The 22,814-nt window shown below is 66.9% G+C and carries 18 protein-coding genes; 3 read left to right on the top strand and 15 right to left on the bottom strand.

Going from position 1 to position 22,814, the window contains the following annotated elements:
* Window positions 1–46: 46 nt before the first annotated feature.
* The 7 genes from ACWCOP_RS10310 to carA form a co-directional block, all read right to left on the bottom strand.
* Complete coding sequence (locus tag ACWCOP_RS10310) at window positions 47–964, bottom strand: mitochondrial fission ELM1 family protein (RefSeq protein ID WP_478248198.1); 918 nt, start codon at window positions 962–964, stop codon at window positions 47–49.
* 117 nt (window positions 965–1,081) lie between these two features.
* Window positions 1,082–1,555 (bottom strand): transcription elongation factor GreA, encoded by a 474-nt coding sequence (greA, locus tag ACWCOP_RS10305; RefSeq protein WP_478248197.1) that lies wholly within the window; start codon window positions 1,553–1,555, stop codon window positions 1,082–1,084.
* Window positions 1,556–1,611: 56 nt separating this feature from the next.
* Window positions 1,612–4,872 carry a carbamoyl-phosphate synthase large subunit gene (carB, locus tag ACWCOP_RS10300; protein ID WP_478248196.1) on the bottom strand — a complete coding sequence of 1,087 codons (3,261 nt, stop codon included), beginning with the start codon at window positions 4,870–4,872 and terminating at the stop codon, window positions 1,612–1,614.
* Between the two features lie 219 nt (window positions 4,873–5,091).
* Window positions 5,092–6,663, bottom strand: coding sequence for a peptide ABC transporter substrate-binding protein (locus ACWCOP_RS10295; RefSeq protein WP_478248195.1), 1,572 nt, complete (start codon window positions 6,661–6,663; stop codon window positions 5,092–5,094).
* Between the two features lie 3 nt (window positions 6,664–6,666).
* Complete coding sequence (locus tag ACWCOP_RS10290) at window positions 6,667–7,422, bottom strand: FkbM family methyltransferase (protein ID WP_478248194.1); 756 nt, start codon at window positions 7,420–7,422, stop codon at window positions 6,667–6,669.
* Window positions 7,416–9,419, bottom strand: coding sequence for a S8 family serine peptidase (locus ACWCOP_RS10285; protein WP_478248193.1), 2,004 nt, complete (start codon window positions 9,417–9,419; stop codon window positions 7,416–7,418). The genes ACWCOP_RS10290 and ACWCOP_RS10285 overlap by 7 nt, the downstream gene beginning before the upstream one ends.
* Window positions 9,420–9,811: 392 nt before the next feature.
* Window positions 9,812–11,023, bottom strand: a complete 1,212-nt coding sequence (gene carA / locus ACWCOP_RS10280; protein WP_478248192.1) for a glutamine-hydrolyzing carbamoyl-phosphate synthase small subunit — start codon at window positions 11,021–11,023, stop codon at window positions 9,812–9,814.
* A 178-nt stretch (window positions 11,024–11,201) separates the two neighbouring features.
* On the opposite strand from carA, the gene ACWCOP_RS10275 reads away from it, so the two are divergent.
* The 3 genes from ACWCOP_RS10275 (at window position 11,202) to rpoD (ending at window position 15,727) form a co-directional block, all read left to right on the top strand.
* A complete protein-coding gene (locus ACWCOP_RS10275; RefSeq protein ID WP_478248191.1) occupies window positions 11,202–11,669 on the top strand; it encodes a GatB/YqeY domain-containing protein in 468 nt (155 codons plus the stop codon).
* 66 nt (window positions 11,670–11,735) lie between these two features.
* Window positions 11,736–13,604, top strand: coding sequence for a DNA primase (dnaG, locus tag ACWCOP_RS10270; RefSeq protein ID WP_478248190.1), 1,869 nt, complete (start codon window positions 11,736–11,738; stop codon window positions 13,602–13,604).
* 62 nt (window positions 13,605–13,666) lie between these two features.
* Window positions 13,667–15,727, top strand: coding sequence for an RNA polymerase sigma factor RpoD (rpoD, locus tag ACWCOP_RS10265; RefSeq protein ID WP_478248189.1), 2,061 nt, complete (start codon window positions 13,667–13,669; stop codon window positions 15,725–15,727).
* A 308-nt stretch (window positions 15,728–16,035) separates the two neighbouring features.
* Here rpoD and ACWCOP_RS10260 read toward each other — a convergent pair whose 3' ends face one another.
* From ACWCOP_RS10260 to ACWCOP_RS10225, 8 genes are all read right to left on the bottom strand, one after another.
* Window positions 16,036–17,034, bottom strand: coding sequence for a patatin-like phospholipase family protein (locus ACWCOP_RS10260; RefSeq protein ID WP_478248188.1), 999 nt, complete (start codon window positions 17,032–17,034; stop codon window positions 16,036–16,038).
* Window positions 17,031–17,831, bottom strand: coding sequence for a 3-hydroxybutyrate dehydrogenase (locus ACWCOP_RS10255; protein WP_478248187.1), 801 nt, complete (start codon window positions 17,829–17,831; stop codon window positions 17,031–17,033). The genes ACWCOP_RS10260 and ACWCOP_RS10255 overlap by 4 nt, the downstream gene beginning before the upstream one ends.
* Before the next feature lie 94 nt (window positions 17,832–17,925).
* Complete coding sequence (gene yaaA, locus ACWCOP_RS10250) at window positions 17,926–18,705, bottom strand: peroxide stress protein YaaA (RefSeq protein WP_478248186.1); 780 nt, start codon at window positions 18,703–18,705, stop codon at window positions 17,926–17,928.
* Window positions 18,706–18,765: 60 nt separating this feature from the next.
* Window positions 18,766–20,160 (bottom strand): mechanosensitive ion channel domain-containing protein, encoded by a 1,395-nt coding sequence (locus ACWCOP_RS10245; RefSeq protein ID WP_478248185.1) that lies wholly within the window; start codon window positions 20,158–20,160, stop codon window positions 18,766–18,768.
* Window positions 20,161–20,190: 30 nt separating this feature from the next.
* Window positions 20,191–20,781 carry a YceI family protein gene (locus tag ACWCOP_RS10240; protein WP_478248184.1) on the bottom strand — a complete coding sequence of 197 codons (591 nt, stop codon included), beginning with the start codon at window positions 20,779–20,781 and terminating at the stop codon, window positions 20,191–20,193.
* Window positions 20,782–20,909: 128 nt separating this feature from the next.
* The gene (locus tag ACWCOP_RS10235) at window positions 20,910–21,530 is read right to left on the bottom strand and encodes a cytochrome b (protein ID WP_478248183.1); all 621 of its coding nucleotides are present in this window, start codon (window positions 21,528–21,530) and stop codon (window positions 20,910–20,912) included.
* Between the two features lie 6 nt (window positions 21,531–21,536).
* On the bottom strand, window positions 21,537–22,145 hold the full coding sequence (locus ACWCOP_RS10230) for a YceI family protein (RefSeq protein WP_478248182.1): 609 nt from the start codon (window positions 22,143–22,145) through the stop codon (window positions 21,537–21,539).
* A 110-nt stretch (window positions 22,146–22,255) separates the two neighbouring features.
* Entirely contained in the window at window positions 22,256–22,594 is a 339-nt protein-coding gene (locus tag ACWCOP_RS10225; RefSeq protein ID WP_478248181.1) for a UrcA family protein, read from the bottom strand.
* Between the last annotated feature and the right edge of the window lie 220 nt (window positions 22,595–22,814).

The raw sequence follows: 22,814 nt of genomic DNA, 5'->3' as shown, positions 1-22,814 counted from the left end.
ATCAAAACGTGAGTCGGGCGCGCGTGCAGCCGCGCCGGGTCCGACGCTAAACCTCGGTCTTCGAGGCGAGGATTTCAAGCACGCGTGACGCGGCTCTCGCGGTTTCGTCAAGCCGGGGATAATCCCAGCTCCGCAGCGTTCCAAGCCAGGGGCGCAGTGCGCCATGACCCTCCAGCCCGGCGTAAAGCTCTCGGAACTTGCCAGGGCTGCCGTCGACGCCAAGCTTGAACACCGGCGCACCGGTGGCCGCGGCCTCGGTGAGCATGTTGGTGGAATCTTCGGTGACGAAGATGAAATCGGCGCCCGCGAGGAAGGCGAAATACGGGTTCGCGCCGTCGCCCTGGTGCAGCCAGACATCGGTTTGGCCCGCATAGCGCTCTGCAAGCGCGCGGGAGAGGCGTGGCGGCGTGCGCCGGCTTGTGGTGATCATGAGCGACAGGCCCATCTGGCGCACCTGCTCGATCCGGCCCAGCAGGTAATCGCAGGCGGGTGTTGAAAACCGGTGGTGCTTGCTGTCGCCGCCGATGAGAAATGCGGCGCGCGGGCCGGGCAGGCGGGCGAGCTCGGCGCTGAAGCTGTCCTTCGCCTCACCCAGGCGGTCGGCGTGGATGCGGTTCGGCGAGCCCAGAATGGGCAGCACATTGCGTCCGGAAAGCCTGTCGTGACGCGGCGGCACGATCAGGTCGAACACCTCGTGATGGGTGCGCGGATCCTGAACATAGACCATCACGGCTTTGGGATGGGCGCGCCGGAAGCCCGGCGCCGCCTTCACTGCGGCGCGGCCGCAGCCGATCCACAGATCCGGCGCGATGGGTCCGGGGTCCGGCGGATCGCCGCCCTTGTCCAGATGGATCGCAAGGACGCGCACCGGGCGCACGCGCGCCACGGCCTCGGCCAGACCCAGGGCCTGGTTTTCGATGCCGCGCCGCCCGTCGGACACCACGAAACAGGAGAGGTCTCTCATGCCCGCCATGGTGAGCGAGGGGGCGCCGGGGTCAAGAGCGCGCGGCGTTCCGCCAGCAAAAACGCCGGAGCAAGGCTCCGGCGCCGAACCATGTCGTGAGGCGGACGCACGGTGCGCCTATATCCAGACGACCTTGAGGATCTCGTAGCTCTTGGTGCCGCCGGGGGCGGTCACCTCGACCACGTCGCCGGGCTCCTTGTTGATCATCGCGCGGGCGATGGGCGAGGAGAGGGAGATCTTGCCCGAACGCACGTCCGCCTCATCGTCGCCGACGATCTTGTAGGTGCTCTCGGTCTCGGTGTCCTCGTCGATAATGGTCACCGTGGCGCCGAACTTGACCTGGTCGCCGGACATCTTGGAGGTGTCGATCACCTGGGCTCTTGCGAGCTTGTCCTCGATCTCCGACAGGCGGCCTTCAATCCAGCCCTGACGGTCCTTGGCCGCATGATATTCGGCGTTCTCGCTCAAATCGCCGTGCTCACGCGCCTCCGAGATCGCCTGGATCACGGCGGGACGCTCCACGGATTTCAAGTGCCTGAATTCTTCGTCGAGCGCTCGATGGCCCTCGGCGGTCATGGGAATCTTCTGCATGGGTGTACTGTTCTCGCGTCCTAAACACGCATTTACGACCGACCGTTTGAATCATTTCAGCCGGGCGCGGAGTCCTTACGATATGACTGGAGCGAGCGCGGTTCAAGTTGGCCGGCGTCGATTGCAGCAATAGACTTCACCGCGGCGCGTGCGGCGCTGGCCGTCGTATAGCACGGAACCCGCATTTCCAGGGCCGTTCTGCGGATCGTATAGCTGTCGGAAAGCGAGCGTGCGCCCTCGGTCGTATTGAACACCAGCTGGACCTCTCCGTTCTTGATCGCGTCCACGATATGGGGCCGGCCTTCAAACACCTTGTTGACGCGGCGGACGGTCACGCCGGCGTCTTCCAGCGTCTTTGCGGTGCCGCCGGTGGCCAGGATTTCAAGGCCCATGCCGGTGAGCGTGCGGCAGGAGTCGATCATCGCGGCCTTGTCGGAATCTTTCAGGGACACGAACACCGCGCCGGTGCGCGGCAAATTCACCCCGGCGCCCAGCTGGGCCTTGGCGAAGGCGGCTTCAAACCGGGTGTCGATGCCCATCACCTCGCCGGTGGAGCGCATTTCCGGGCCGAGCACGGGATCGACGCCCGGGAATTTGGCGAAAGGCATGACCGCCTCTTTCACCGCGATATGGCCGGGCACGTCGGACGGGGTCTCGATATCGGCCAGCTTTGCGCCGGCCATGACCTGAGCGGCGATTCTCGCCACCGGCGCGCCGATGGCCTTGGCCACGAACGGCACGGTGCGGCTGGCGCGCGGGTTCACCTCAAGAAGGTAGATGTCCTCGCCCTTCACCGCGAACTGCACGTTCATCAGGCCCTTCACGCCGATGGCCTTGGCCAGCGCTTCGGTCTGGCTGCGCAGCTCGTTCACGATGGCCGGAGATAGCGAGTGGGGCGGCAGCGAGCACGCGCTGTCGCCCGAATGCACGCCGGCTTCCTCGATATGCTCCATCACGCCTGCGATCCAGACGTCGTCGCCGTCGCACACCGCGTCCACGTCCACTTCCGCGGCGTCGGAGAGATAGCGATCAAGCAGAAGCGGCGCCTTGCCGGAGACATGGACCGCCTCACGGATATAGCGCTCGAAGCTTTCCTGCTCGCGCACGATCTCCATGCCGCGCCCGCCCAGAACGTGGCTGGGGCGCAGCACCAGCGGGAAGCCCAGCTGTTTTGCGGCCACCGCGGCCTCGGCCTCGGAGCGGGCGATGGCGTTGGGCGGTTGCTTCAGGCCCAGATCGTCCAGCAGCGCCTTGAAGCGCTCGCGGTCTTCGGCCAGATCGATGGCGTCCGGCGCGGTGCCCAGGATCGGAACGCCCGCAGCCTCAAGACCGGCGGCGAGTTTCAGCGGCGTCTGTCCGCCATATTGCACCACCACGCCAAGAAGCTCGCCGGACCGGCGCTCGACCTCGATGAGCTCCAGCACGTCCTCCAGGGTCAGCGGCTCGAAATACAGCCGGTCGGCGGTGTCATAGTCGGTGGAGACGGTTTCGGGATTGCAGTTCACCATGATGGACTCGATGTCCATGTCGGCGAACGCGAAAGCGGCGTGGCAGCAGCAATAGTCAAACTCGATGCCCTGGCCGATCCGGTTGGGACCGCCGCCCAGAATGATCGCCTTTTTGCGGCCCGTGGGCATGGATTCGTCGTGTCCGCCCGGCTCGTAGGTGGAGTACATGTAGGGCGTCGCCGCCTCGAACTCCGCCGCGCAGGTGTCCACGCGCTTGAACACCGGACGCACGCCGAGGCGCCAGCGCAGGGCGCGCACCCCGTCCTCGTCGGTGTTGGAGAGCATGGCCAGGCGCGCGTCGGAGAAGCCCATGGACTTCAGCGTGAACAGGCCGTTCGCATCGGTGGGCAGCCCAAGCATGCGCACCTGCTCTTCTGCGATCACGATCTCTTCGATCTGGCGCAGGAACCAGGGCTCGTAAGAGCACGCCTGGTGCACGTCCTCCACTGTGAGGCCCTCGCGGAAGGCCTGGGCGATGACGCGCAGACGGTCCGGCGTCGGCTGGGAGAGCGAGGCCATCACCGCGGTGCGCCGCCCGGCCTGATCCTCGGCGGCGTCAAGGCCTTCAATGGCGATTTCGTCAAAGCCGGAAAGCCCGGTCTCCAGGCTGCGCAGGGCCTTCTGGACCGATTCCTGGAAGGTGCGGCCCATGGCCATCGCCTCGCCCACCGACTTCATGGAGGTGGTGAGGCTCGCCTTGGCGCCGGGATATTTTTCAAACGCAAAGCGCGGAATCTTGGTGACCACGTAATCAATGGTCGGTTCAAAGCTGGCCGGCGTGGCGCCGCCGGTGATGTCGTTGTCGATTTCGTCCAGCGTGTAGCCCACGGCGAGCTTGGCCGCGACCTTGGCGATGGGGAAACCGGTGGCCTTGGACGCCAGCGCCGAGGAGCGCGACACGCGCGGGTTCATCTCGATGACCACCATGCGCCCGTCCGTGGGGTCCACGGCGAACTGCACGTTGGAGCCGCCGGTCTCCACCCCGATCTCGCGCAGGACCGCGATCGAGGCTGACCGCATGCGCTGATATTCCTTGTCGGTGAGGGTGAGCGCGGGCGCCACGGTGATGGAGTCGCCGGTGTGCACGCCCATGGGGTCGATATTCTCGATGGAGCAGACGATGATGCAGTTGTCGTTTTTGTCGCGCACCACCTCCATCTCGTATTCTTTCCAGCCGAGCACGCTCTCCTCGATGAGCACCTCGTTGACCGGCGAGTTGTAGAGGCCCGAGGCGACGATCTCGCGGAATTCCTCGATATTATAGGCGATGCCGCCGCCGGTGCCGCCCATGGTGAAGGAGGGCCGGATCACGGCCGGCAGGCCCAGCTCGGTGAGCACGGCCTCGGCCTCGGCCATGGTGTTCACCGAACGCGAGATCGGGCTCTCCAGCCCGATGGAGTCCATGGCGACGCGGAAGCGCTCGCGGTTTTCCGCCTTGTCGATGACGTCTGCGCGCGCGCCGATCATCTCCACGCCGAACAGGTCCAGCACGCCGCGGCGATCCAGCTCCAGCGCGCAATTGAGCGCGGTCTGGCCGCCCATGGTGGGAAGCAGCGCGTCGGGGCGCTCCTTCTCGATCACCTTGGCGACCATTTCCGGCGTGATCGGCTCCACATAGGTGGCGTCGGCGAGATCCGGATCGGTCATGATCGTGGCCGGGTTGGAGTTCACCAGGATCACCCGGTAGCCCTCTTCCTTGAGGGCCTTCACCGCTTGCACCCCGGAGTAATCGAACTCGCAGGCCTGCCCGATGACGATGGGCCCCGCCCCGATGATCAGAATCGATTTGATGTCGGTGCGCTTGGGCATGGGGGCGGACTCTCTTGTCTTTGCGCGCGCAAACGCCCGGCCGGAGGAAGAAGCTCCGGACAGGGACTGCACGACGATGAACGCTGAAACCCGTCTCTAACGCGTGGGAGCGGGTTTGGCGAGAGGAGAGTCAGGGGCGGGGCGGCTGGCGTAAGGGGCTCGTCGCGGCTCGCTTTACTGGGCTCGTCCTCGGACATCGAAGCGGCGGTCGACTCCCGCTCACCCCATCTCCAGATCGCGCCAGAGCTGGGGCTGGAGGTCGTCGGGGACGAGCAGGCGCGCGCCGACCATCCAGTATGCCTTTTCAAACAGCAGGGGGATCGAGCTCGCCTCCCCCAGGAAGATGGCTTCAGCCTCCTCCAGAAGGCCTGCCCGGACTGCCGCGTCCGGCTCGGCGTTGGCTGCGGCGATGAGGGCGTCGAAGGCGTCGCGGCGCTCGCCGGTCCAGTTGGTGTTGTCGGCGAACCCGCCGCGGGTGAAGGGCTGGATCATGAAGTCGGGATTGGATTTCAGGCCGCGGTCGAAGCGGGCCAGGGCGAGATCGTACTCGCCGGTGTCCACCGCCTGGTAAAGATCGAGCGGATAGCTCGCCAGGAGCTCGGCTTGCACGCCGGCGGCGGCGAGATCGTCCATCATCGCCACCGCCAGCCGGTCGCGGTCGCCGGCGGTGGCGCGCAAGGTGAGGGTCAGCGGATTGGCCGCGTCAAACCCGGCCTCGGCCAGCAGCATCCGCGCCGCGTCCGGCTGCGGGCCGGTCGCGGGCGGCGCCTCGGGATCGGGGATCACGCGCGCGGTGGGGGTGGCCTCGCCGTTGAAGAATTGCCGGTTCAGCCTGTCCCGGTCGATGGCCAGGGAGAGCGCCTGGCGCACCCGCGCATCGGCCAGCTGCGGCCTCGCGCAATTGACCTTCACATAGCTCAGGATCGGCGCGTCATAGGCGCGAAGCTGATCGCCCAGCCGCTCGCGCAGAAAGCCGATCTGATCGCCCGGCGGACGGTCGGCGAGATCAAGATCTCCGGCGCGAAACGCCCGGGCACGGGCCGCGCCGTCCTCGATGACGGTCACTTCAATGGCCTCGACCGCGACGCTGTCCACCGCGGCGAAGCGAGGGTTTCTTGTCAGCCGGTAGCGCAGAGCGCCCTGATCGGCCAGCAGGTAGGGCCCGGCGCTCACCCAATTCTGCGGTGCGATCCAGTCATCGGGATTGGCCTCCACGGCATGGCGTGGCAGGGGATAAAACTCGCGCATGAGCACCGGGAACAGGCCCACCGGCCGGTCCAGCTCGAAGATCACCGTGCGGTCATCCGGGGCGGAGACGCCGATATCCTCCGGCGACGCCTCGCCGCGCAGCGCTGCGGCGGCGCCCCGCACTGCGAAGAAGTCGCCCAGATCAGCAAATCCCGTGCGCGGATCCACGGCCCGGCGCGCCGTCCACACCACGTCCTCGGCGGTGAGGGGGACGCCGTCTGACCAGACCAGGTTTTCGCGCAGGGTGAAGCGCCAGGTCAGCGCATCGCGGCTGCGCCAGGTCTGCGCCAGCCCGGGGGCGAGGCCGCCAGACGGGGCATATTCGGTGAGCGGGGCGTGGAGCTGCTTGTATAAAAGCGCGCTGGACGCGAACTGGCCTTTCAGCGGATCCAGGCTGTCAGGTTCGCCGTCGATGGCTGCGCGCAAAAGCGCGTCCGGCGCGGCGGACCGGCCCGAACAGGCCGCCGCCCACAGGGCGGCTCCGCCCGCAATCAGGCTGCGGCGCGACAGGTCGAGCGCGGGAAGAGAGGAGGTGCGGGCCATCGCCTAAACCGCCAGGAAGACGAAATTATTGACATAGCCCGGCTTGCCGGCGAGCGCACGGTGGTCGCGGTCCACATCCAGGCGCGTGCGGTCGATCAGGCGACCGTCCTTGATCGCCAGGGTGCGGTAGCCGAGGCTCTCCACAAAATCCAGCTCACCATCGAGATCGCGTCCGGTATGGCGTTCCTCGATCTCGACGATCATGGCGGGCTTGTCGCGGGTGATCAGGCCGCGCGCGCCTTCAAGCACGGCGCGCTCATGGCCCTCCACGTCGATCTTGAGAAAGCCGGTGGCCGGCGGATCAAGATCATCCAGGCGTGCGGTGGCGACCGTCACGCGCATGTGGGCGCGGCTCCCCACCTTGTCGGGATTGAGGCTGGCGCCCTGATTGGAATAGCGCCCCGCCTCGCCGGGAATCAGCAGCTCTGCTTCGCCGCCGGCGTCCGACAGCGCCTCGGCGCGGCAGATCACCGACTTGGCCGCGGCGGCCGCGAGGACGGCGTAGAGCTTGGGATTGGGTTCAAACGCCCACACGGTCTGGCATGCGCGCGCCATCTCATGGGCCCAGATGCCGCGATTGGCGCCGATATCCAGCGCCGCCCGAGCGGGGTCCAGCAGGAAGGGGAGGAGCCGAAGGCCCGCCTCGCCCTTGCGCTTTTCGCGCGCCACGATGCGCTTGAGTTCCAGGCGCGGGGGTATCAGGGCGCGCTTGATCCGCTCTTCCAGCGATGAGGGCGGCGCGCCCGCCTTGCCTACCACGTGGTCCGAAGTCCCGCCCACAAAAGTCCCTCATCCTCTGCGCCGGCGATATGGCCCGGGTCCCGGGTAAGGCGCGCGGCGAAATTGGCGGCGGTTCGCTCGTTCAAATCCACACGCCAGCCCGCTTCCAGCGACATCTCCCGGCCCGAGGGCGCAAGCGAGGCTGTCCGAAGCTCGTAACCGAGCCTGTTGTCCGCGTCCACCGAGACCGGGATGCGCGTCGAGATCGAACCGGTCTCCACACGCAGCGGCTGGGCCAGGGTCAGGCCGAACACGCCGCCGGCGAAGCCGCGCTCTGCGCCGAGGCTCCATGCGCTGGCGGTGACGCTTTGGCTCAGCGCCACAAACTCAGGCAGGGAGATCTGGGCGTCGGCGGCTTCAAACCGCGCCGCGCCGCGCCAGCCCGCGCCCAGCGGACCCGACCACAGCGCTGCAGTGAAGCTGGAGCGTGTCTGATCCTGCGCGCCGAAACGCGCCGCGAACAGCCCGCCCAGGGCGCGGTCTGATTCCCGCCCGGCGCCGGCCTCCACACCAAAGGCGTGATCCCCGGCATGGTAAAGCGCGCTGGCCGCCGAGAAGGCGTCTCCGTCCGTGCCCGACGCGCGGACGCCCACCGAGACATCGCCGATCCGGTAACCCAGAGAGGCCCATTCGCGCTGGCTGGTGAGCCCGGCGACGGCGCCGGAGAACAGGCCGGGAGACAGGGCGCTTGCGCCCGCCGCTTCGCCGGGCGCCTCGGCTGCAAAGCCGCGGCCCGCCGAAAGCGTGAAGCCGCCGGAGCGGAAGGCGAAACGCACGTCCGGCGCGTCGTTATAGGTCTCCGCCGGCAGATTTCTCAGCGCATGGGGGCGCGGCTCGGAAAAGCGCAGATTGATTTCGGCCGGCCCGGCGAGCGTGCGCGAGGTGCGCGCCAGAGCGCCCTCGGCTGCGGCCTCCATGGCGGTGAGGCCGGAGGACTGCGCCGGCGCGCGCGGCGTCTGCGGGTCAATGGCGAAGGCGCGGCGATAGCCGTCCTTCATCATGGCGCCGTCCAGAAGCCCCGAATGCCAGACCCAGTCGCCCGCCGCGCCGGACGGCGCGGTGGTCAGGGCGGTGATCAGCACCGCGTCGCCGCGCGATCCGCCCACCTGCACGGTGGAGGTCCCCAGCGGCCGGAAGGCGGCTTCAAGATCAAGAAGGCCGACGCCGTAGATCGCATCAGGGCCCGGATCGCCAAGATCTTCCGCCGAATCAAACAGGATGGACAGGGCCTCATTACCGGTCAGATCCGGGAAGGCCTGCAGCAGAAGGGCAAGGGCGCCGGCCACATGGGGCGCCGCGAAGCTGGTGCCCGACCATCGGAAATATTGCGGCTCACCGTCATCGCTGTCCTCCCCCGGAGAGACGATCCGGACGCCGGGCGCGGAGAGGAAGAAATTCTCCGCCCCTCCGGCGCGATTGGAGAAGCCGGCGATCAGCTTGTTGTCGTCCACCGCGCCCACGGCGACGGCGAAGCCGCCCGCCCCGGGGTCATTGACGAAATTGGCCGGGAAACCGGGCGTCGGGTCCGGCGCGTCCTCATCCTCGTCCTGATTTCCCGAGGCGACCACCAGGAAGACGCCCGCCTGGGCGGCGCGGCGCATCGCCTCAAAAGTGAGGGTCGAGCCGTCGCGAAGATCGGAGCCGCGGCCCAAAGAGAGGTTGATCACCCGGGCGCCGCGCGCCACGGCGGTGTCGATGGCCTGCGCCACATTGCTGTCGGAGAAACTGCAGCCTTCGCCCCCGTCGGACTCGCATGAGCCGACCGTGTCCGCGCGGATCGGCAGGATCAGGCTTTCAAACGCCACGCCGTGCATGGCGCGGCCGTCCTTATTGGCTGCGATCACGCCTGCCACGCCGCTGCCGTGCCCGTCGCCGGTGTCGCCCGCGCCGCGGGACCCCACCACGTCTACACCCTCCACGAGGCGGCCCGCGAATTCTGGATGATCGAGCACGATGCCGGTGTCGACCACCGCCACGGTGATCCCGGCGCCGGTGGCGCCCCGGGAATATGCGAAGGAGGCGTTGATCAGCCCCAGCCCGTACTGCTCACGATACTCGCCCGTTTCAAACGTGGCCGGCGGAGGCGGCGGAGGCGGCGGCGGCGGAGGGGGAGGAGGCGGAGGCGGTGGAGGCGGAGGGGGCGCCGTGACCGGCCCGCCGGTGGAGCCTCCACCGCCGCCGCCACAGCCTGACATCGCGACGGCTGCGCCCACGAAGACCGCCGTCATCAAAGCTTTCTTGAACGTCATCTCGTTCCCCTCGCGCGCCGTCTTATCCCATGTGCGCCGGGTGTTCACTCGGCGTCACACGATGATTCAAACCTAGCGCGAGGAATGTTAACCGCCCACCTTTTTTCAGACGCCGGAGATCAGGCCAGTTCCGCAACGAAGCTGGCGAAGACGTTGAAACTGTCTTGCGGGCCCGGGCTGGCTTCGGGGTGGTGCTGTACGGCGAACACTTTCTTGTCGGTCAGCCGAAAACCGCAATTGGTGCCGTCGAAGAGCGAGACATGAGTTTCGATCGCGGTGGCGGGCAGGCTGCTGCGATCCACGGCGAAGCCGTGATTCATGGACACGATCTCCACCTGGCCGGTCTCGATGTTCTTCACCGGATGGTTCGCGCCGTGATGGCCCTGGGTCATCTTCAGCGTCTTGGCGCCGATCGCCAGGGCGAGCATCTGATGGCCCAGGCAAATGCCCAGCACCGGAACGCCGGCGTCGATAACGCCGCGAATCGTTTCCAGCGCATAGGCGCCCGTCGCCGCCGGATCGCCCGGCCCGTTGGAGACCAGCACGCCGGCCGGTTTCAGCGCCAGGACGTCCGCCGAGGTCGCGGTCGCGGGCGCCACCGTGACGCGTGCGCCCGCCGATATGAGGCGGCGAAGAATGTTCGACTTCACGCCGTAATCGAGCACCACCACGAGCGGTCCGTCTTCCGGCCCGGTGGCGAACCCGGCCGGCCAGTCCCAGCCGCCTTCGTCCCAGCTTCCAGCCGTGGTGCGCGACACCGCGCCGGCGAGCTCGGCGCCTTCCATGGAGGCTGCGTCGCGGGCCGCCTTGCGCACCGCGTCAAGATCCAGCTTGCCGTCGCGGGCGTGCTGGACGGCGGCCATGGGCATGCCGTGCGTGCGGATGGAGCGGGTGATGGCGCGGGTGTCGACGCCGGTGATCGCCACGATGCCGCGCGCGCCCAGCCATTCTTCAAAACTCTGCTCGGCGCGCCAGCTGGCCGGCGCGGTCAGGCGCGCCCGGCTCACCATGGCGGTGGCGGCGGTGCGCGCCAGCTCGCTGGAGGCTTCCTCGTCCTGGCGGTTGGCGCCGGTATTGCCCACATGGGGAAAGGTGAAGCAGACGATCTGACCGGCGTAGGAGGGATCGGCCAGGATTTCCTGATGACCGGTCATGGCGGTGTTGAAACACAGCTCCCCGATGGCGATGCCCGAGGCCCCGGCGCCGTAGCCGTAGATCAGTGTTCCATCGGCCAGCGCCAGGACCGCGGTGGCCCAGTCGGGCGCCGCGTCATTTTGGCCGGCTGACGACGTTGACCGCGCCCGCTCTTGATTCTCGATCGCTTCCGGCATACGTGCTCGCCTCCAACAGGGGCCGGCCGCGAGCGAAGGCTCAGAAGCGGCGGGCGGGTAAACGCGCGGAACCTAGGCTCGAACACAGTCAGGGTCAAGCAAGCCGCGCGCAATAAAAAATGAGTTCTTACAATAACTTGGCTCCACGCGGAAGCCAGGTGCTGATGAAAGGCGCCCCATGTCGCTGCGCGACAGAATACAGGCTGATCTCAAAGACGCGATGCGCAACAAGGACCAGCTGCGCCTGGCCACGCTGCGCCTGATCCAGGCCGCGGTGAAGGATCGCGACATCGCCGCGCGCGCCGAGGATCGCTGCGACGGCTGCGACCAGGGTGAGATCATGGCGCTGCTTCAGAAGCTGGTGAAGCAGCGCGAGGAAAGCGCCGACACCTATGAGCAGGCCGGCCGGCTTGACCTCGCCGAGCGTGAGCGGGCCGAAGCGGGTATCGTGCGCGAATACCTGCCTGAGCCCATGGATGATAAAGCCATCGCCGACGCCGCCCGCGACGTGGTCGACGAGCTGGATGCGGCCGGCTTGAAGGATATGGGCAAGTGCATGGGCGCGCTCAAAGAGCGCTATACCGGCCGCATGGACTTCTCCCAGGCCGGCAAGGAAGTGAAATCGCTTCTCCAGACCCGCGCGTGAGCCCTGCGCTAGCCGCCGCGCGGCGTCGCGGGTAAGCTTTTCCGCTTCAATGGCGAGCGGGCGTTCATGGCGATCCCAGACGGCTTCATCGACGAGATCAAGGCGCGAATCCGCCCGTCCGACCTGATCGGGCGGACGGTGGCGCTGAAGCGTCAGGGCCGGGAGTTCGCCGGGCTGTCTCCGTTCAAGAAAGAGCGCACGCCCAGCTTTTTCGTCAATGACGAAAAGGGTTTCTACCATTGCTTCGCCAGCCAGGAGCATGGCGACATCTTCACCTGGCTGCAAAAGACCCAAGGCCTGAGCTTCATGGAGGCCGTGGAGGCGCTGGCCGCTGAAGCCGGGCTGGACGTGCCCAAGGACGAGCAGCGCTCGCCCCAGGCTGAGGCCCAGCGCAAATCCCTGCTGGAATGGATCGAGGCGGCCCAGACTTACTTCGTGCGCCAGCTGCAGAGCCCCGCCGGCGAAGGCGCGCGCGGCTATCTGGAGCGCCGCGGCCTCACCGCCAAGGACATGGAGCGTTTCGGCCTGGGGTTCGCGCCGGACAGCCGGCGCGGCCTTACAAACGTGCTGCGCCAGAAGGGCGCCAGCGCAGGCGAGCTCGCCGAGGCCGGGCTGGTGATCCAGCCCGATGACGGCGGCGAGCCCTATGACCGGTTTCGCGGCCGGGTGATGTTTCCCATCACCGACACGCGCGGCCGTCTGGTGGCGTTCGGCGGGCGGGCGGTCTCCAGGGAGGCGCGGGCGAAATATCTCAACAGCCCGGAGACGCCGCTCTTCCACAAGGGCTCGATCCTGTATCGCTATCACGAGGCCCGCGCCTTCGCCTCCGATCCCAAGGTCAAGGCCAGGGGCCTGATCGTGGCCGAAGGCTATATGGACGTGATCGCGTTCGCGCGCGCAGGCCTGGGACACGCCGTGGCGCCGCTGGGCACCGCGCTCACCGAAAACCAGATCAAGCTGTTGTGGCGCGCCGGGCCGGAGCCTGTGGTGTGCCTGGACGGCGACGCGGCGGGCGTGCGCGCCGCGGCGCTGGCGGCTGAACGGGCTCTGCCGCTTCTAGAACCGGGCAGGACGCTGCGCTTTGTGTTCCTGGAAGACGGCGCGGACCCGGACGATCTGTTGCGCGACAAGGGACCTGAAGCGCTCAAAGACGCGATCTCCGGCGCCCGGCCGCTCATTGACGTGATCTGGGAGCGCGAGGTCGCCGCCGAGCCGCTGGACGACCCTGACCGGCGCGCCGGCTTTCGTAAGCGCTTGCGCGCTCTGGCCGCGAAGATCGAGGATCCGGACGTGAAGACCGAATACCGCGCCGAGCTGGAGGCGCGCATGGAGACGCTGTTCGCCCGCGCCCAGCCCATGCGCGCTAAGTCCGGCGGATTTCAGCGCGGCGGCTCGGGCGGCGGGTTTGGCCGCGGCGGATACGGGCGCGGCAAGTTCGCGCCGCCCTCGCGGCCCACCGGCGAACTGCTCAAGGCGCGCCGCACCGCCCATGCCGATCCCATGGCCCGCCAGCTGCTGTTGGCGGCGGTGGAATTTCCCGAAATAGCAGAGGCCGAAACCGAATCACTGGCCGAAACACCGTGCGGGCCGCTTGACAGCCTGCGTGACGCGATACTAGACGCGTGCTCCGCTGGGGAATCCGTACTTGACGGCGGGCTGCGTGAGGCCTTGATTCGCCGGGGTTATGGATCTGATCTTGCGCGGCTTTCGGTGGACATGGCTCCGATGCGCGCGAGCCTTGGGGGTGAGGAAGCTGATGCCGACAGCCGTAGCGAGGCTTGGCGCAGGCTTTCGACCTCCTATATGGAACGAGTCGCTCGAGACGCCCGCATCGCCGAGGAACGCGCCCGCCAAGCCGACGTATTCGAAAAGGGCGATTCCGACGCACTCAATTCCTTCCTCGCCGCCGTGAGGCGGGGCCGACACCGCCGCTGAAGCGCGCGCCGCCGCATTCGCGCGCTGGGACCGCCACATCCTCCGGGAGCACGTAACACCGTATGAGCAAAGCCGCTGAAACCGCCGAAGTGCCCGCCGAGACCCAGGACGGGCCGCTGCTGGACCTGACCGACAAGTCCGTCAAGGCGATGATCAAGACCGCGCAAAAACGCGGCTATGTCACCCATGACGAGCTCAACAAGGTTCTGCCGAGCGAGGAGTTCAACTCCGAACAGATCGAGGACATCCTCGCCCAGCTGTCCGAAAAGGGCATCACGGTTGTGGACAACGAGGACGACGTGGACGCCGAGGATCAGGCGGCCGCAGACGCCACCGATGACGAGGACGACGAAGACAAGCCGCGCGCGGTGGCGGCCAAGAAGAAAAACGAAGTCGCCGGCCAGAACACCACGTCGGCCCAGGATCGCACCGACGACCCCGTGCGCATGTATCTGCGCGAGATGGGTTCGGTGGAGCTTCTGTCGCGCGAAGGCGAAATCGCCATCGCCAAACGCATCGAGGCCGGCCGCAACGCGATGATCCGCGGCCTGTGCGAAAGCCCGCTGACCTTCGAAGCCATCATGGTGTGGCGCGAGGAGCTGCAGGAAGGCCAGGTCCTCTTGCGCGACATCATCGATCTGGACGCCACCTATGGCGGCGTGCGCGAGGACGCCACGGCGCCCGCCAGCGATGACGGCGCCGACAGCGAGGACGGCGAGAGCAAGACCGGCGACGGCAAGGATGGCGGCGCCCAGGCGAAGTCCGGGACCAGATCCGGCTCTGACGAGGACTCCGATGGTGAGGAGTCCGAAGGCGAGAACGCCTCCTCCGACGATGACGATGACGACGAGGCCGGCAACATGTCGCTGGCGGCCATGGAAGGCGAGCTGCGCGAAGGCGTCATGGAGACGCTGGACGCCATTGCGGTGGATTTCGACGCTTTCCGCCGTCTGCAGGACAAGCTGGTGGGCCTGCGCCTGTCGGGCAAGGACTTCTCCAAAAAGGACCGCGACACCTATGAGGGCGTGTTCGAGCGCATCGTGGCGAACCTCAATTCGCTGCACCTGAACAACGCCCGCATCGAGGCGTTGGTCGAGCAGCTGGACGCCATCAACAAGAAGCTTGTGGGCCTTGAAGGCAAGCTATTGCGCATGGCCGAAGCACACGGCGTGCCGCGTCTCGACTTCCTGAAAAACTATCAGGGCCATGAGCTGGATCCCGACTGGATCGCCAACATGGCCGGCACGTCGAAGGCCTGGGATCGCTTCATTGATCGCGAGATGGGCGACGCCACCGCGCTGCGTGACGAAATTTCCCAGATTTCGCAGGACGCCGGCGTGCCGGTGGATGATTTCCGCCGCATCGTCGCCACCGTCCAGAAAGGCGCGCGCGAAGCCAGCGTCGCCAAGAAGGAGATGGTGGAGGCTAATCTGCGCCTGGTGATCTCCATCGCCAAGAAATACACCAATCGCGGCCTGCAATTCCTGGATCTGATCCAGGAGGGCAATATCGGCCTGATGAAAGCGGTGGATAAGTTCGAATACCGCCGCGGCTACAAATTCTCCACTTACGCCACCTGGTGGATCCGCCAGGCGATCACCCGCTCCATCGCCGACCAGGCGCGCACCATCCGCATCCCGGTGCACATGATCGAGACGATCAACAAGATCGTGCGTACCAGCCGCCAGATGCTCCACGAGATCGGCCGCGAGCCGACACCGGAGGAGCTGGCGGAAAAGCTCTCCATGCCGCTGGAAAAAGTGCGCAAGGTGATGAAAATCGCCAAGGAGCCGATCTCCCTTGAAACGCCCATCGGCGACGAGGAAGACAGCCATCTGGGCGATTTCATCGAGGACAAGAACGCGGTCCTGCCCATCGATGCGGCGATCCATTCAAATCTGCGCGAAACCACCACGCTGGTGCTCGCCAGCCTCACCCCGCGTGAAGAGCGCGTGCTGCGCATGCGCTTCGGGATCGGCATGAACACCGACCACACGCTGGAAGAGGTGGGCCAGCAGTTCTCGGTCACCCGCGAGCGCATCCGCCAGATCGAAGCCAAGGCCCTGCGCAAGCTGAAACACCCCAGCCGCAGCCGCAAACTTCGCAGCTTCCTGGACAGCTAGGATCACACCTCATTCGATGCAAAAACCCCGGCCGGAAACGGCCGGGGTTTTTTGTTGTCCAGCCGGGTCCCGGTTTCATCCCCGGACGAAGGTCCGGGGGGAAGACCGGGATCCATTGGGTTCGAAGACTTGAGCGCCATACCAGCCCCGCCACGGCCTCAGCGTTTCACGCTTCAACCGCCGCAGATCCCGGTCTCGCCCCCGGCTTTCGCCGGGAATCGAACCGGGACCCGATTTTGTTCTGGTTTCATGCTCGCCGGGTCCTGGCGGCGTCGATGCGACCGGCGCCACCGTTGCGCGCCGGCGCCTTACCCTTCCAGAAACTCGCGCTTCAGATCCACCGTGCCGGCCTCGCCCACCTTGGAGGCGTTCGCCTCCAGCCACGCAAAGCCGGTCTCGCGGCCTGCATCGCGCAGGCCGGTGAGAAAGCGCCAGCTGGTGTCGTACTTGCTGCTGGCGGGAAAGGCTCTCAGCGCGTCGTCGGCGCGGACGGCGTGGACGCGGATATTGCGCAGCCTGGCTTTGCCCGCGTCTTTCAGCAGATCGTCCGCATGGAGCCTCTGGACGAAGGCCACCGCGCGCAGCTCGGCTAGAAGGCTGGCGTTGAAGGTGATCTCGTTTGCCCGGTCGATGATGTCGGCGGCGGTTTTCGGGGTGCCTTCGCGAAGCATCGGGTTGATGTGAACGATCAGAAGGTCGTCCGGCGTGTCGTCGTAGAAGATCGGCCAGAGCGCCGGATTGCCGGTGAAGCCGCCGTCCCAGAACGCCCTGCCGTCGATCTCCACCGCCTGGTGGAGGAAGGGAAGCGTGGCGCTGGCGCGCACGGAGTCCAGCGTGACCTCCTCGCCGGAAAAGATCCGCGCCCGCCCGGTCTCCACGCAGGTCGCCGAGATGAAGAGCCGCGTGTCCTTGCACGCATGCACCGCGTCGAAATCGATCTGCTCGGCCAGGATCTCGCGCAAGGGATCATAGCCGAACGGATTGATGTTATAGGGACTGGTGATCCGTGTGAACGCGTCGAGCAGCGGGAAGAGTTTGCCGAGCCCCGCAGGCCGGAACGGGCCGCCGGCCCGGTTCACCGCGCGCCAGAAGCGCTCCAGCGCAGCGCGCGCGCCCTCGGCGCCGCCCTCCACCCGTCCCATGGCCAGCGCGCAGGCGTTCATGGCGCCGGCGCTGGTGGCGGTGATGGCGCGAATATCCAGCCGGCCGTCTTCCAGCAGCGCGTCCAGCACGCCCCAGGTGAATGCGCCATGGGCGCCGCCGCCCTGCAGGGCGAGAGAGACCGGCCGGGGCGCCGGGGCCGTCACTTCGCTGTCCAGCCGCCGTCGATGGTGATCGCGGACCCGTTCAGGTTCGCGCCGTCATCGCTGACCATGTAGAGGAGCGCGCCGATGAGCTGGTCATAGGTGACGAACTGCTTGGTGGGCTGGGCCGCCAGCATGACGTCGCGCACCACGTCTTCCTTGCTGATGCCGCGCGCCCTGGCGGTGTCGGCGATCTGGTTCTCCACCAGCGGGGTCTGGACATAGCCGGGGTTGAGCGCATTCACCGTTACGCCGGTTTCGGCCAGCTCCAGGGCTGCGGTCTTGGTCAGGCCGATCACCCCGTGCTTGGCGGCCACATAGGCCGCCTTGAAAGGGCTCGCCACCACGCCGTGAACCGAAGCGAGATTGACGATTCGCCCGCGCCCGGCCTTCGTCATGACGGGGATCGCGGCCTTCATGGCGTGAAACACGCTGGACAGGTTGATGGCGATGATCGCGTCCCATTTGCCGTCCGGAAACTCGGCGATCGGCGCCACGTGCTGGATGCCGGCATTGTTCACCAGGATGTCGAGGCGCCCGAACTCGTCGCTTGCGAAGGCGATCAGCTCGGCGATCTCGGCCGGCCTGGTCATGTCGGCGCCGTGATAGCGCGCCTTAACGCCGTGCTCGGACTCAAGGCGCGCGCGCAGAGCCTCGATCTCGCCCGCGTCGCCGAACCCGTTGAGCACGACGTTCGCGCCGCTCCTCGCCAGCCCTTCGGCCAGCGCCGCCCCGATGCCGGAGGTGGAGCCGGTGATGACGGCCGACTGGCCGGTAAGATCCACGCGCACCGCGCCCATTTCCTGCTCCGATTGACTGCTTTTGTTGCAGTGCAGAAACACCCAAGCCGGGGCGCCGGTCAAGGGGCGTGGACCGCCCGCTCCAGCGGTCCGCCTAGCGCTTCTTGGCCGGTTGCGGCCGGGTGAAGAGCAGGGTGTCGCCGGTGGAGCCGGCCGCGTCGAAGGAATAGCCGTCCAGATCGAAGTCCTTCAGCCTGGCCGGGTCCTCGATGCGGTGCTCGATGATCCAGCGGGCCATCATGCCGCGCGCCTTCTTGGCGTAGACCATGAGCGCGCGCAGCTGGCCGTCTTTTTCTTCCTTGAAGTCGGCGCTGATCACGCGAACGCCCAGCGATTTCAGCTTCGCGGCCTTCGAATATTCCTGGGAGGCCAGATTGACGATGGTCTTCGAGGCGTGGCCCTCAAGGTCTGAGGTGAGCTGGTCTGCGATGTCGTCGCCCCAGAACTCATAGAGATTGGCGCCTTTGCGGGTCTTCAACCGCGTGCCCATCTCCAGACGGTAGGGCTGGATCGCGTCCAGCGGGCGCAGCACGCCATAGAGGCCCGACAGGATGCGCAGGCGACTTTGCGCGTATTGCAGGTCCTCCGCGCTCATGCCCGGCGCATCCAGGCCGCGATAGACCTCGCCGTCGAACGCCAGAGCGGCCGGGCGCCCTTGCGTGCTGTCAGGATCGAACGCCTTGAACCGCTCCCGGTTCAATTTCGCCAGGTCGTCCGACAGCCCCATGAGATCGGCCAGTTGCGGGCTGGTGAGCCGGGCGGTGGTCTTTGACAGCGCCTTCGTCCGCTCCATCAGGGCCGGGCGGGTCATGGTCGGAGCCTGGCCGCGCTCTGAAAAATCGAGCTGCTTGGCCGGCGAAAGAAGAATCAGCATGAGTGGTCTCCGGTAGGCTTGCCTCCGAAATAGGCGCCCCGGCTGCGAAGAGCAAATGCGTCACTCGCCGGGTGCGTCGTCGGACAGCAGATCGGGGTCTCCGGCGTCGGCCCGTTCGCGCTCCACCCGGCGCTTGATCGCCTCGTCAGGCTTAGTGTCGGCGGCGATGGCGGGCCTGGCGCCGGACTGAGGTGCAGATCCCGTTCCAGACCTCGCCTCGGGCGCCTGGCGCCGCGGGGCGTCCGCCGCTCCGCCGGTCGCCGAAGCGGGCCTGGGCGAGGGCGGGGCGGCCGGCCGATCGAATCTCAGCCGGTAGATGGGCTCGGGCAGGGTGAAGCCGCCGTGCTCCAGCGCCATCTTCACCGCAGCGAGCCCGGCCGAGCGCGATTTCACAAAGTCGGACTGCGTCTGGTTGATCCAGGCGCTGAACCGCAGATCAAGGGTGGAATCGCCCGCCTGCTCGATGAAGCCGAGGGGTTCGGGGTCAGCCAGCACGAAGGGCAGCGCTTTAAGCGTCTCGACCCCGGCGCGCGCGGCGGCTTCGCCGTCATCGGCCGCGTCCACGCCCAGCTTGAAGTCGAAGCGCCGGTCGGCGTTGCGGGTGTAGTTGAGGATCACCGCCTTGAAGACCGCCGCATTGGGGATGCGCAGATGATTGCCGTCCAGCGTCATCAGAACCGTGGCGCGCGAGGTCAGCCGGATCACCCGGCCTTCCTTGCCGTCGATCACCACGTGGTCGTTGGGGCGAAACGGCTGGCGCACCGAGAGCATCACCGAGGCGACGTAGTTCTCGATCGTGTCCTTCACCGCAAAGCCCAGCGCCAGCCCCACCACGCCGGCCAGGCCGAGCAGCGCGCCCAGAAGCGCCGTGGCGTCCAGAAGGCTCAGCGCCGCCACGACGCCCAGCACCACCGACAGCGCCCGGGCGCTGGCCGCCACCAGCTCGGCGACGAAGAGATTGGGCGTGACCCGGCGCCACAGCGCCTTGCGCCCGGTGATCACCCAGCCGAGCCCGGCGATGGCCAGAAAGACAAGTACCGCCAGACCCAGCAGGGGCAGGGCGCGCACGCCGGCGCCCAGCTGATCGGCGGCCTGGCCCAGCGCCGGGTCCACCCGGCCGCCCAGGGAGACATCGCGCTGGATCTGGTTCTCCACCGTGGCCACGCCCTCCACCCGGGCGGCGAGCGTCTCGGCCCGGCGGGCGGCCTCGGTGCTGGCGGTTTCACCGGAGAGCGTCGCCACGCCCGCCTCCACCGTCACCGCGACACCGGACAGAGCGTCGATTTCAGAAAAGAGCTGCTCGATGCGCCGCGTTATGCGCGCATCGTCCTCCGGCGCGCTTTCGGCGGCGATGGTGGCGGGCGCGGCCTCGCCGGGGCTGTCGCCGGCCTGGGCGAAAGCCGGGCCGGCGGGAAGCGTCAGAAGCAGAAAGAGCGCAGGTATGAAGCGAAGCATGAGCCGATAACGGCTCAGCGCGAAAATGGATCAACCGCCGTAGAAATTAGTCTCGGATCCCTCGGCCCGGTCCGCCTCGATATGCACGGTCACGGTCACCGAAGGCCCCACATCGCCCCAGTCGCCGCCGCCCACGCCGAAGGCGGAACGGTTGAGGCTGAAGGCGCCGTCGGCCACGGCGCGGTCGCCGTCGATCGTAAGCGTGAAGGGCAGGGTGAGCGGGTTGGTCTCGCCCTTGATCGTCAGCGCGCCCACCGCCTCATAGCCGTCGTCCACCGCGCGGATATCGTCTGAGACGAAGCGCGCCTCTGGGTGGGCCTCAACGGCGAGCCCGGAGCCGCCCGAAAGGCTCGAGCGGTACTCGCTGTTGGACAGAACAAAGCTGGAAGTGTCCACCACCGCTTCGATGCGCGCATCGGAGAGATCCGCCGGGTCCAGGCGGATCTGCGCCGAGAAGGTTTCGAACTCGCCGGAGAGGGGTGTGTTGAAAGCGGTGGCTTCAAAGCCGACGGCGCTGGCCTCGCGGTCCATGACCCAGTCGTGTGCCTGACCCTGGTCCTGTGCGAAGGCGGAGGCGGCGAGCAAGGCGGCGGTGCAAGCGGCGAGCACGGTGGTGCGCATGGATATCTCCTGTCGGCGGCGTCATGACCTTAGGTACGCCTGCGCGCGCCGCGAACAAGACCGCTCACGCAAACGCGATGTTTCCGGCAAGGAAATGACTGTGCGGCTGATGACGTGCTGCGGCGCGCCTACGCCTTGTCCTGCTTTGGAATGTTCAGACCCGGGATCATGCGCAGCAACACGCCGTCCCGGTCCACCAGATGGTGCTTGAGCGCGGCGCCGGCGTGGAGCGCCAGCAGCACCAGGATCACCCAGCCGCCTGCGCCATGGGCGGAGCCTGCAAACTCGCGAAAGCCTTCGGTCTGGGGCACCGGGAGCTTGGGCAGCGTGACCTCGTTGAGAAACAGGATGGGAAACATGTCGCCGAAGCTGGAGGCCACAACATAGCCGCCCAGCGGCACGCCGATCATCACCGCATAAAAGCCCACATGGGTGAAGCGGGCGAGGATCTTCTCGTAGGATTTCATGTGAGACGGCAGAGCGGGCGGTTTGTGCGACAGCCGCCAGGCGAGCCGCGCCAGCGACAGGACGAGGATCGTGATGCCCACGGTCTTGTGCCAGTTATAGGCGCCGCTCAAAAACCCGATCGAGATCTCGCCGGCGCCCAGCGCGTCGCGCAAATCCTCCATCCACCAGCCATAGAACACCATCCCCACAAGCAGGATGGCGATGATCCAGTGCAAGGCGATGGCGACCGCGGTGTAGCGGCCCGAAGGCGTGGCGGGGGAGGGGGCGACGGCGTCAGACATGGGCTTCTAATCCTCGCGTTGAAGGAACTCGGCTTCTATTCGTACCCGAACCTCGTCGCCGATAAAGTTTCCCGGCAGGTTTCCGATCCCGAATTCGGTGCGGTCAATCGTCATATCCGCGCCAAAGCCCAGCGCGCGCCGGCCCTCCAGCGGATTGAACAGCCCGCCATAAAACTCGGTCTCCAGGACCACCGGCCTCGTGACGCCCTTCACGGTGAGGTCGCCGTGGATGCGCCCCGTGGTCTCGCTTGTGGGCTCGATGCGTGTGGAGCGAAAGACGATCTCGGGGTGGCGCTCGGCGGCGAACCAGGATGAACCGCGCAAGGTCTCGTCGAAATCCGGATCGCCGGTGGAGATGGACTGCGCGTCCACGATGGCGGTGATCTGCGCGCCCTGGGGGTTTTGCGGATCGAACTCCAGGCTGGCTTCAGCCGTGTCGAAGCGCGCCGTGTACCAGGACAGGCCCAGATGCCGGATACGCCAGGTGACGCTGGCGTGGCCCGGATCCAGCGTCCAGGCCCCGGCGGGAAGCTCGGCCGGATCGGTCCGGGGCGCGGAGACGCAAGCCGTCAGGCACAGTGCGGCGATGAACACGGCGGATCGGATCAAGATCATCGCGCTATCATGCGCCGGTGTGAAGAGAAGGTCCAAAAGAAACGGCCCGCCCGGATGCGCCGGGCGGGCCGTTTCGTCTCACTTCGGGTCGTTTCGAGTCCGGGAGGCCTCTAGCGTCCGCCGACCGATGCGACCATGCGGTCATCGCCGGTCTGATCGGTGTGATAGGCGTCAAGGCGCTCATCGCCGACGGCGTCCACCACGTTGGCGATCACGTCCAGGCGGCAGCGGGCGGTTGCGCGCCGGTCGGTGAGATCCAGCGCCTGGCAGTAACGGCCGGCCTCGGTCTCAAGGCGCTGATAGACGCGGCGCACATCGGTTTCGCTGGTGAGGCTGGCGCGCTCGACGGTGAATTCGAAGGTCGGCGCCTGCTGGGCGAGCGCCGGAGCGCTCAGAGCCGCGGCTGCGAGCGTGGCGGCCAGGGCGGCGTAGGAGAAAAGAGCTTTCATGTCGGGTCTCCTTTCAGGAGGGGTGGCGGGTTGATGTGGTCAGGAGGGGCGGCGAATCGGCGCCGCGTAACCCGTCCGGACGGTTTCTTGTTACGGGTTTGTCACCCTACAGTCATAAAACTGTAATACCTCCGGACCCGGATGAAAAGCGCTATTTTACAAAACTGTCGCAATAGGAATGCGACAGACTCTAAAGCCCTGATTCAAAATATGTAAAATC

This window comes from Apolloniradiicaulis salifontis (assembly GCF_053756655.1).
The sequence above is the reverse complement of the archived record's forward strand: the minus strand, read 5'-3'. Positions and strand labels throughout refer to the sequence as shown.

Excerpts from the sequence above, each read along its gene's own strand:
- ACWCOP_RS10240 (WP_478248184.1), bottom strand. The coding sequence starts at position 20,781 with ATGCGCACCACCGTGCTCGCCGCTTGCACCGCCGCCTTGCTCGCCGCC.
- greA (WP_478248197.1), bottom strand. The coding sequence starts at position 1,555 with ATGCAGAAGATTCCCATGACCGCCGAGGGCCATCGAGCGCTCGACGAA.
- ACWCOP_RS10295 (WP_478248195.1), bottom strand. The coding sequence starts at position 6,663 with ATGGCCCGCACCTCCTCTCTTCCCGCGCTCGACCTGTCGCGCCGCAGC.
- ACWCOP_RS10225 (WP_478248181.1), bottom strand. The coding sequence starts at position 22,594 with ATGAAAGCTCTTTTCTCCTACGCCGCCCTGGCCGCCACGCTCGCAGCC.
- ACWCOP_RS10310 (WP_478248198.1), bottom strand. The coding sequence starts at position 964 with ATGAGAGACCTCTCCTGTTTCGTGGTGTCCGACGGGCGGCGCGGCATC.
- carB (WP_478248196.1), bottom strand. The coding sequence starts at position 4,872 with ATGCCCAAGCGCACCGACATCAAATCGATTCTGATCATCGGGGCGGGG.
- ACWCOP_RS10245 (WP_478248185.1), bottom strand. The coding sequence starts at position 20,160 with ATGCTTCGCTTCATACCTGCGCTCTTTCTGCTTCTGACGCTTCCCGCC.
- ACWCOP_RS10235 (WP_478248183.1), bottom strand. The coding sequence starts at position 21,530 with ATGTCTGACGCCGTCGCCCCCTCCCCCGCCACGCCTTCGGGCCGCTAC.
- rpoD (WP_478248189.1), top strand. The coding sequence starts at position 13,667 with ATGAGCAAAGCCGCTGAAACCGCCGAAGTGCCCGCCGAGACCCAGGAC.
- yaaA (WP_478248186.1), bottom strand. The coding sequence starts at position 18,705 with ATGCTGATTCTTCTTTCGCCGGCCAAGCAGCTCGATTTTTCAGAGCGC.
- ACWCOP_RS10255 (WP_478248187.1), bottom strand. The coding sequence starts at position 17,831 with ATGGGCGCGGTGCGCGTGGATCTTACCGGCCAGTCGGCCGTCATCACC.
- dnaG (WP_478248190.1), top strand. The coding sequence starts at position 11,736 with ATGGCGATCCCAGACGGCTTCATCGACGAGATCAAGGCGCGAATCCGC.
- ACWCOP_RS10230 (WP_478248182.1), bottom strand. The coding sequence starts at position 22,145 with ATGATCTTGATCCGATCCGCCGTGTTCATCGCCGCACTGTGCCTGACG.
- ACWCOP_RS10275 (WP_478248191.1), top strand. The coding sequence starts at position 11,202 with ATGTCGCTGCGCGACAGAATACAGGCTGATCTCAAAGACGCGATGCGC.
- carA (WP_478248192.1), bottom strand. The coding sequence starts at position 11,023 with ATGCCGGAAGCGATCGAGAATCAAGAGCGGGCGCGGTCAACGTCGTCA.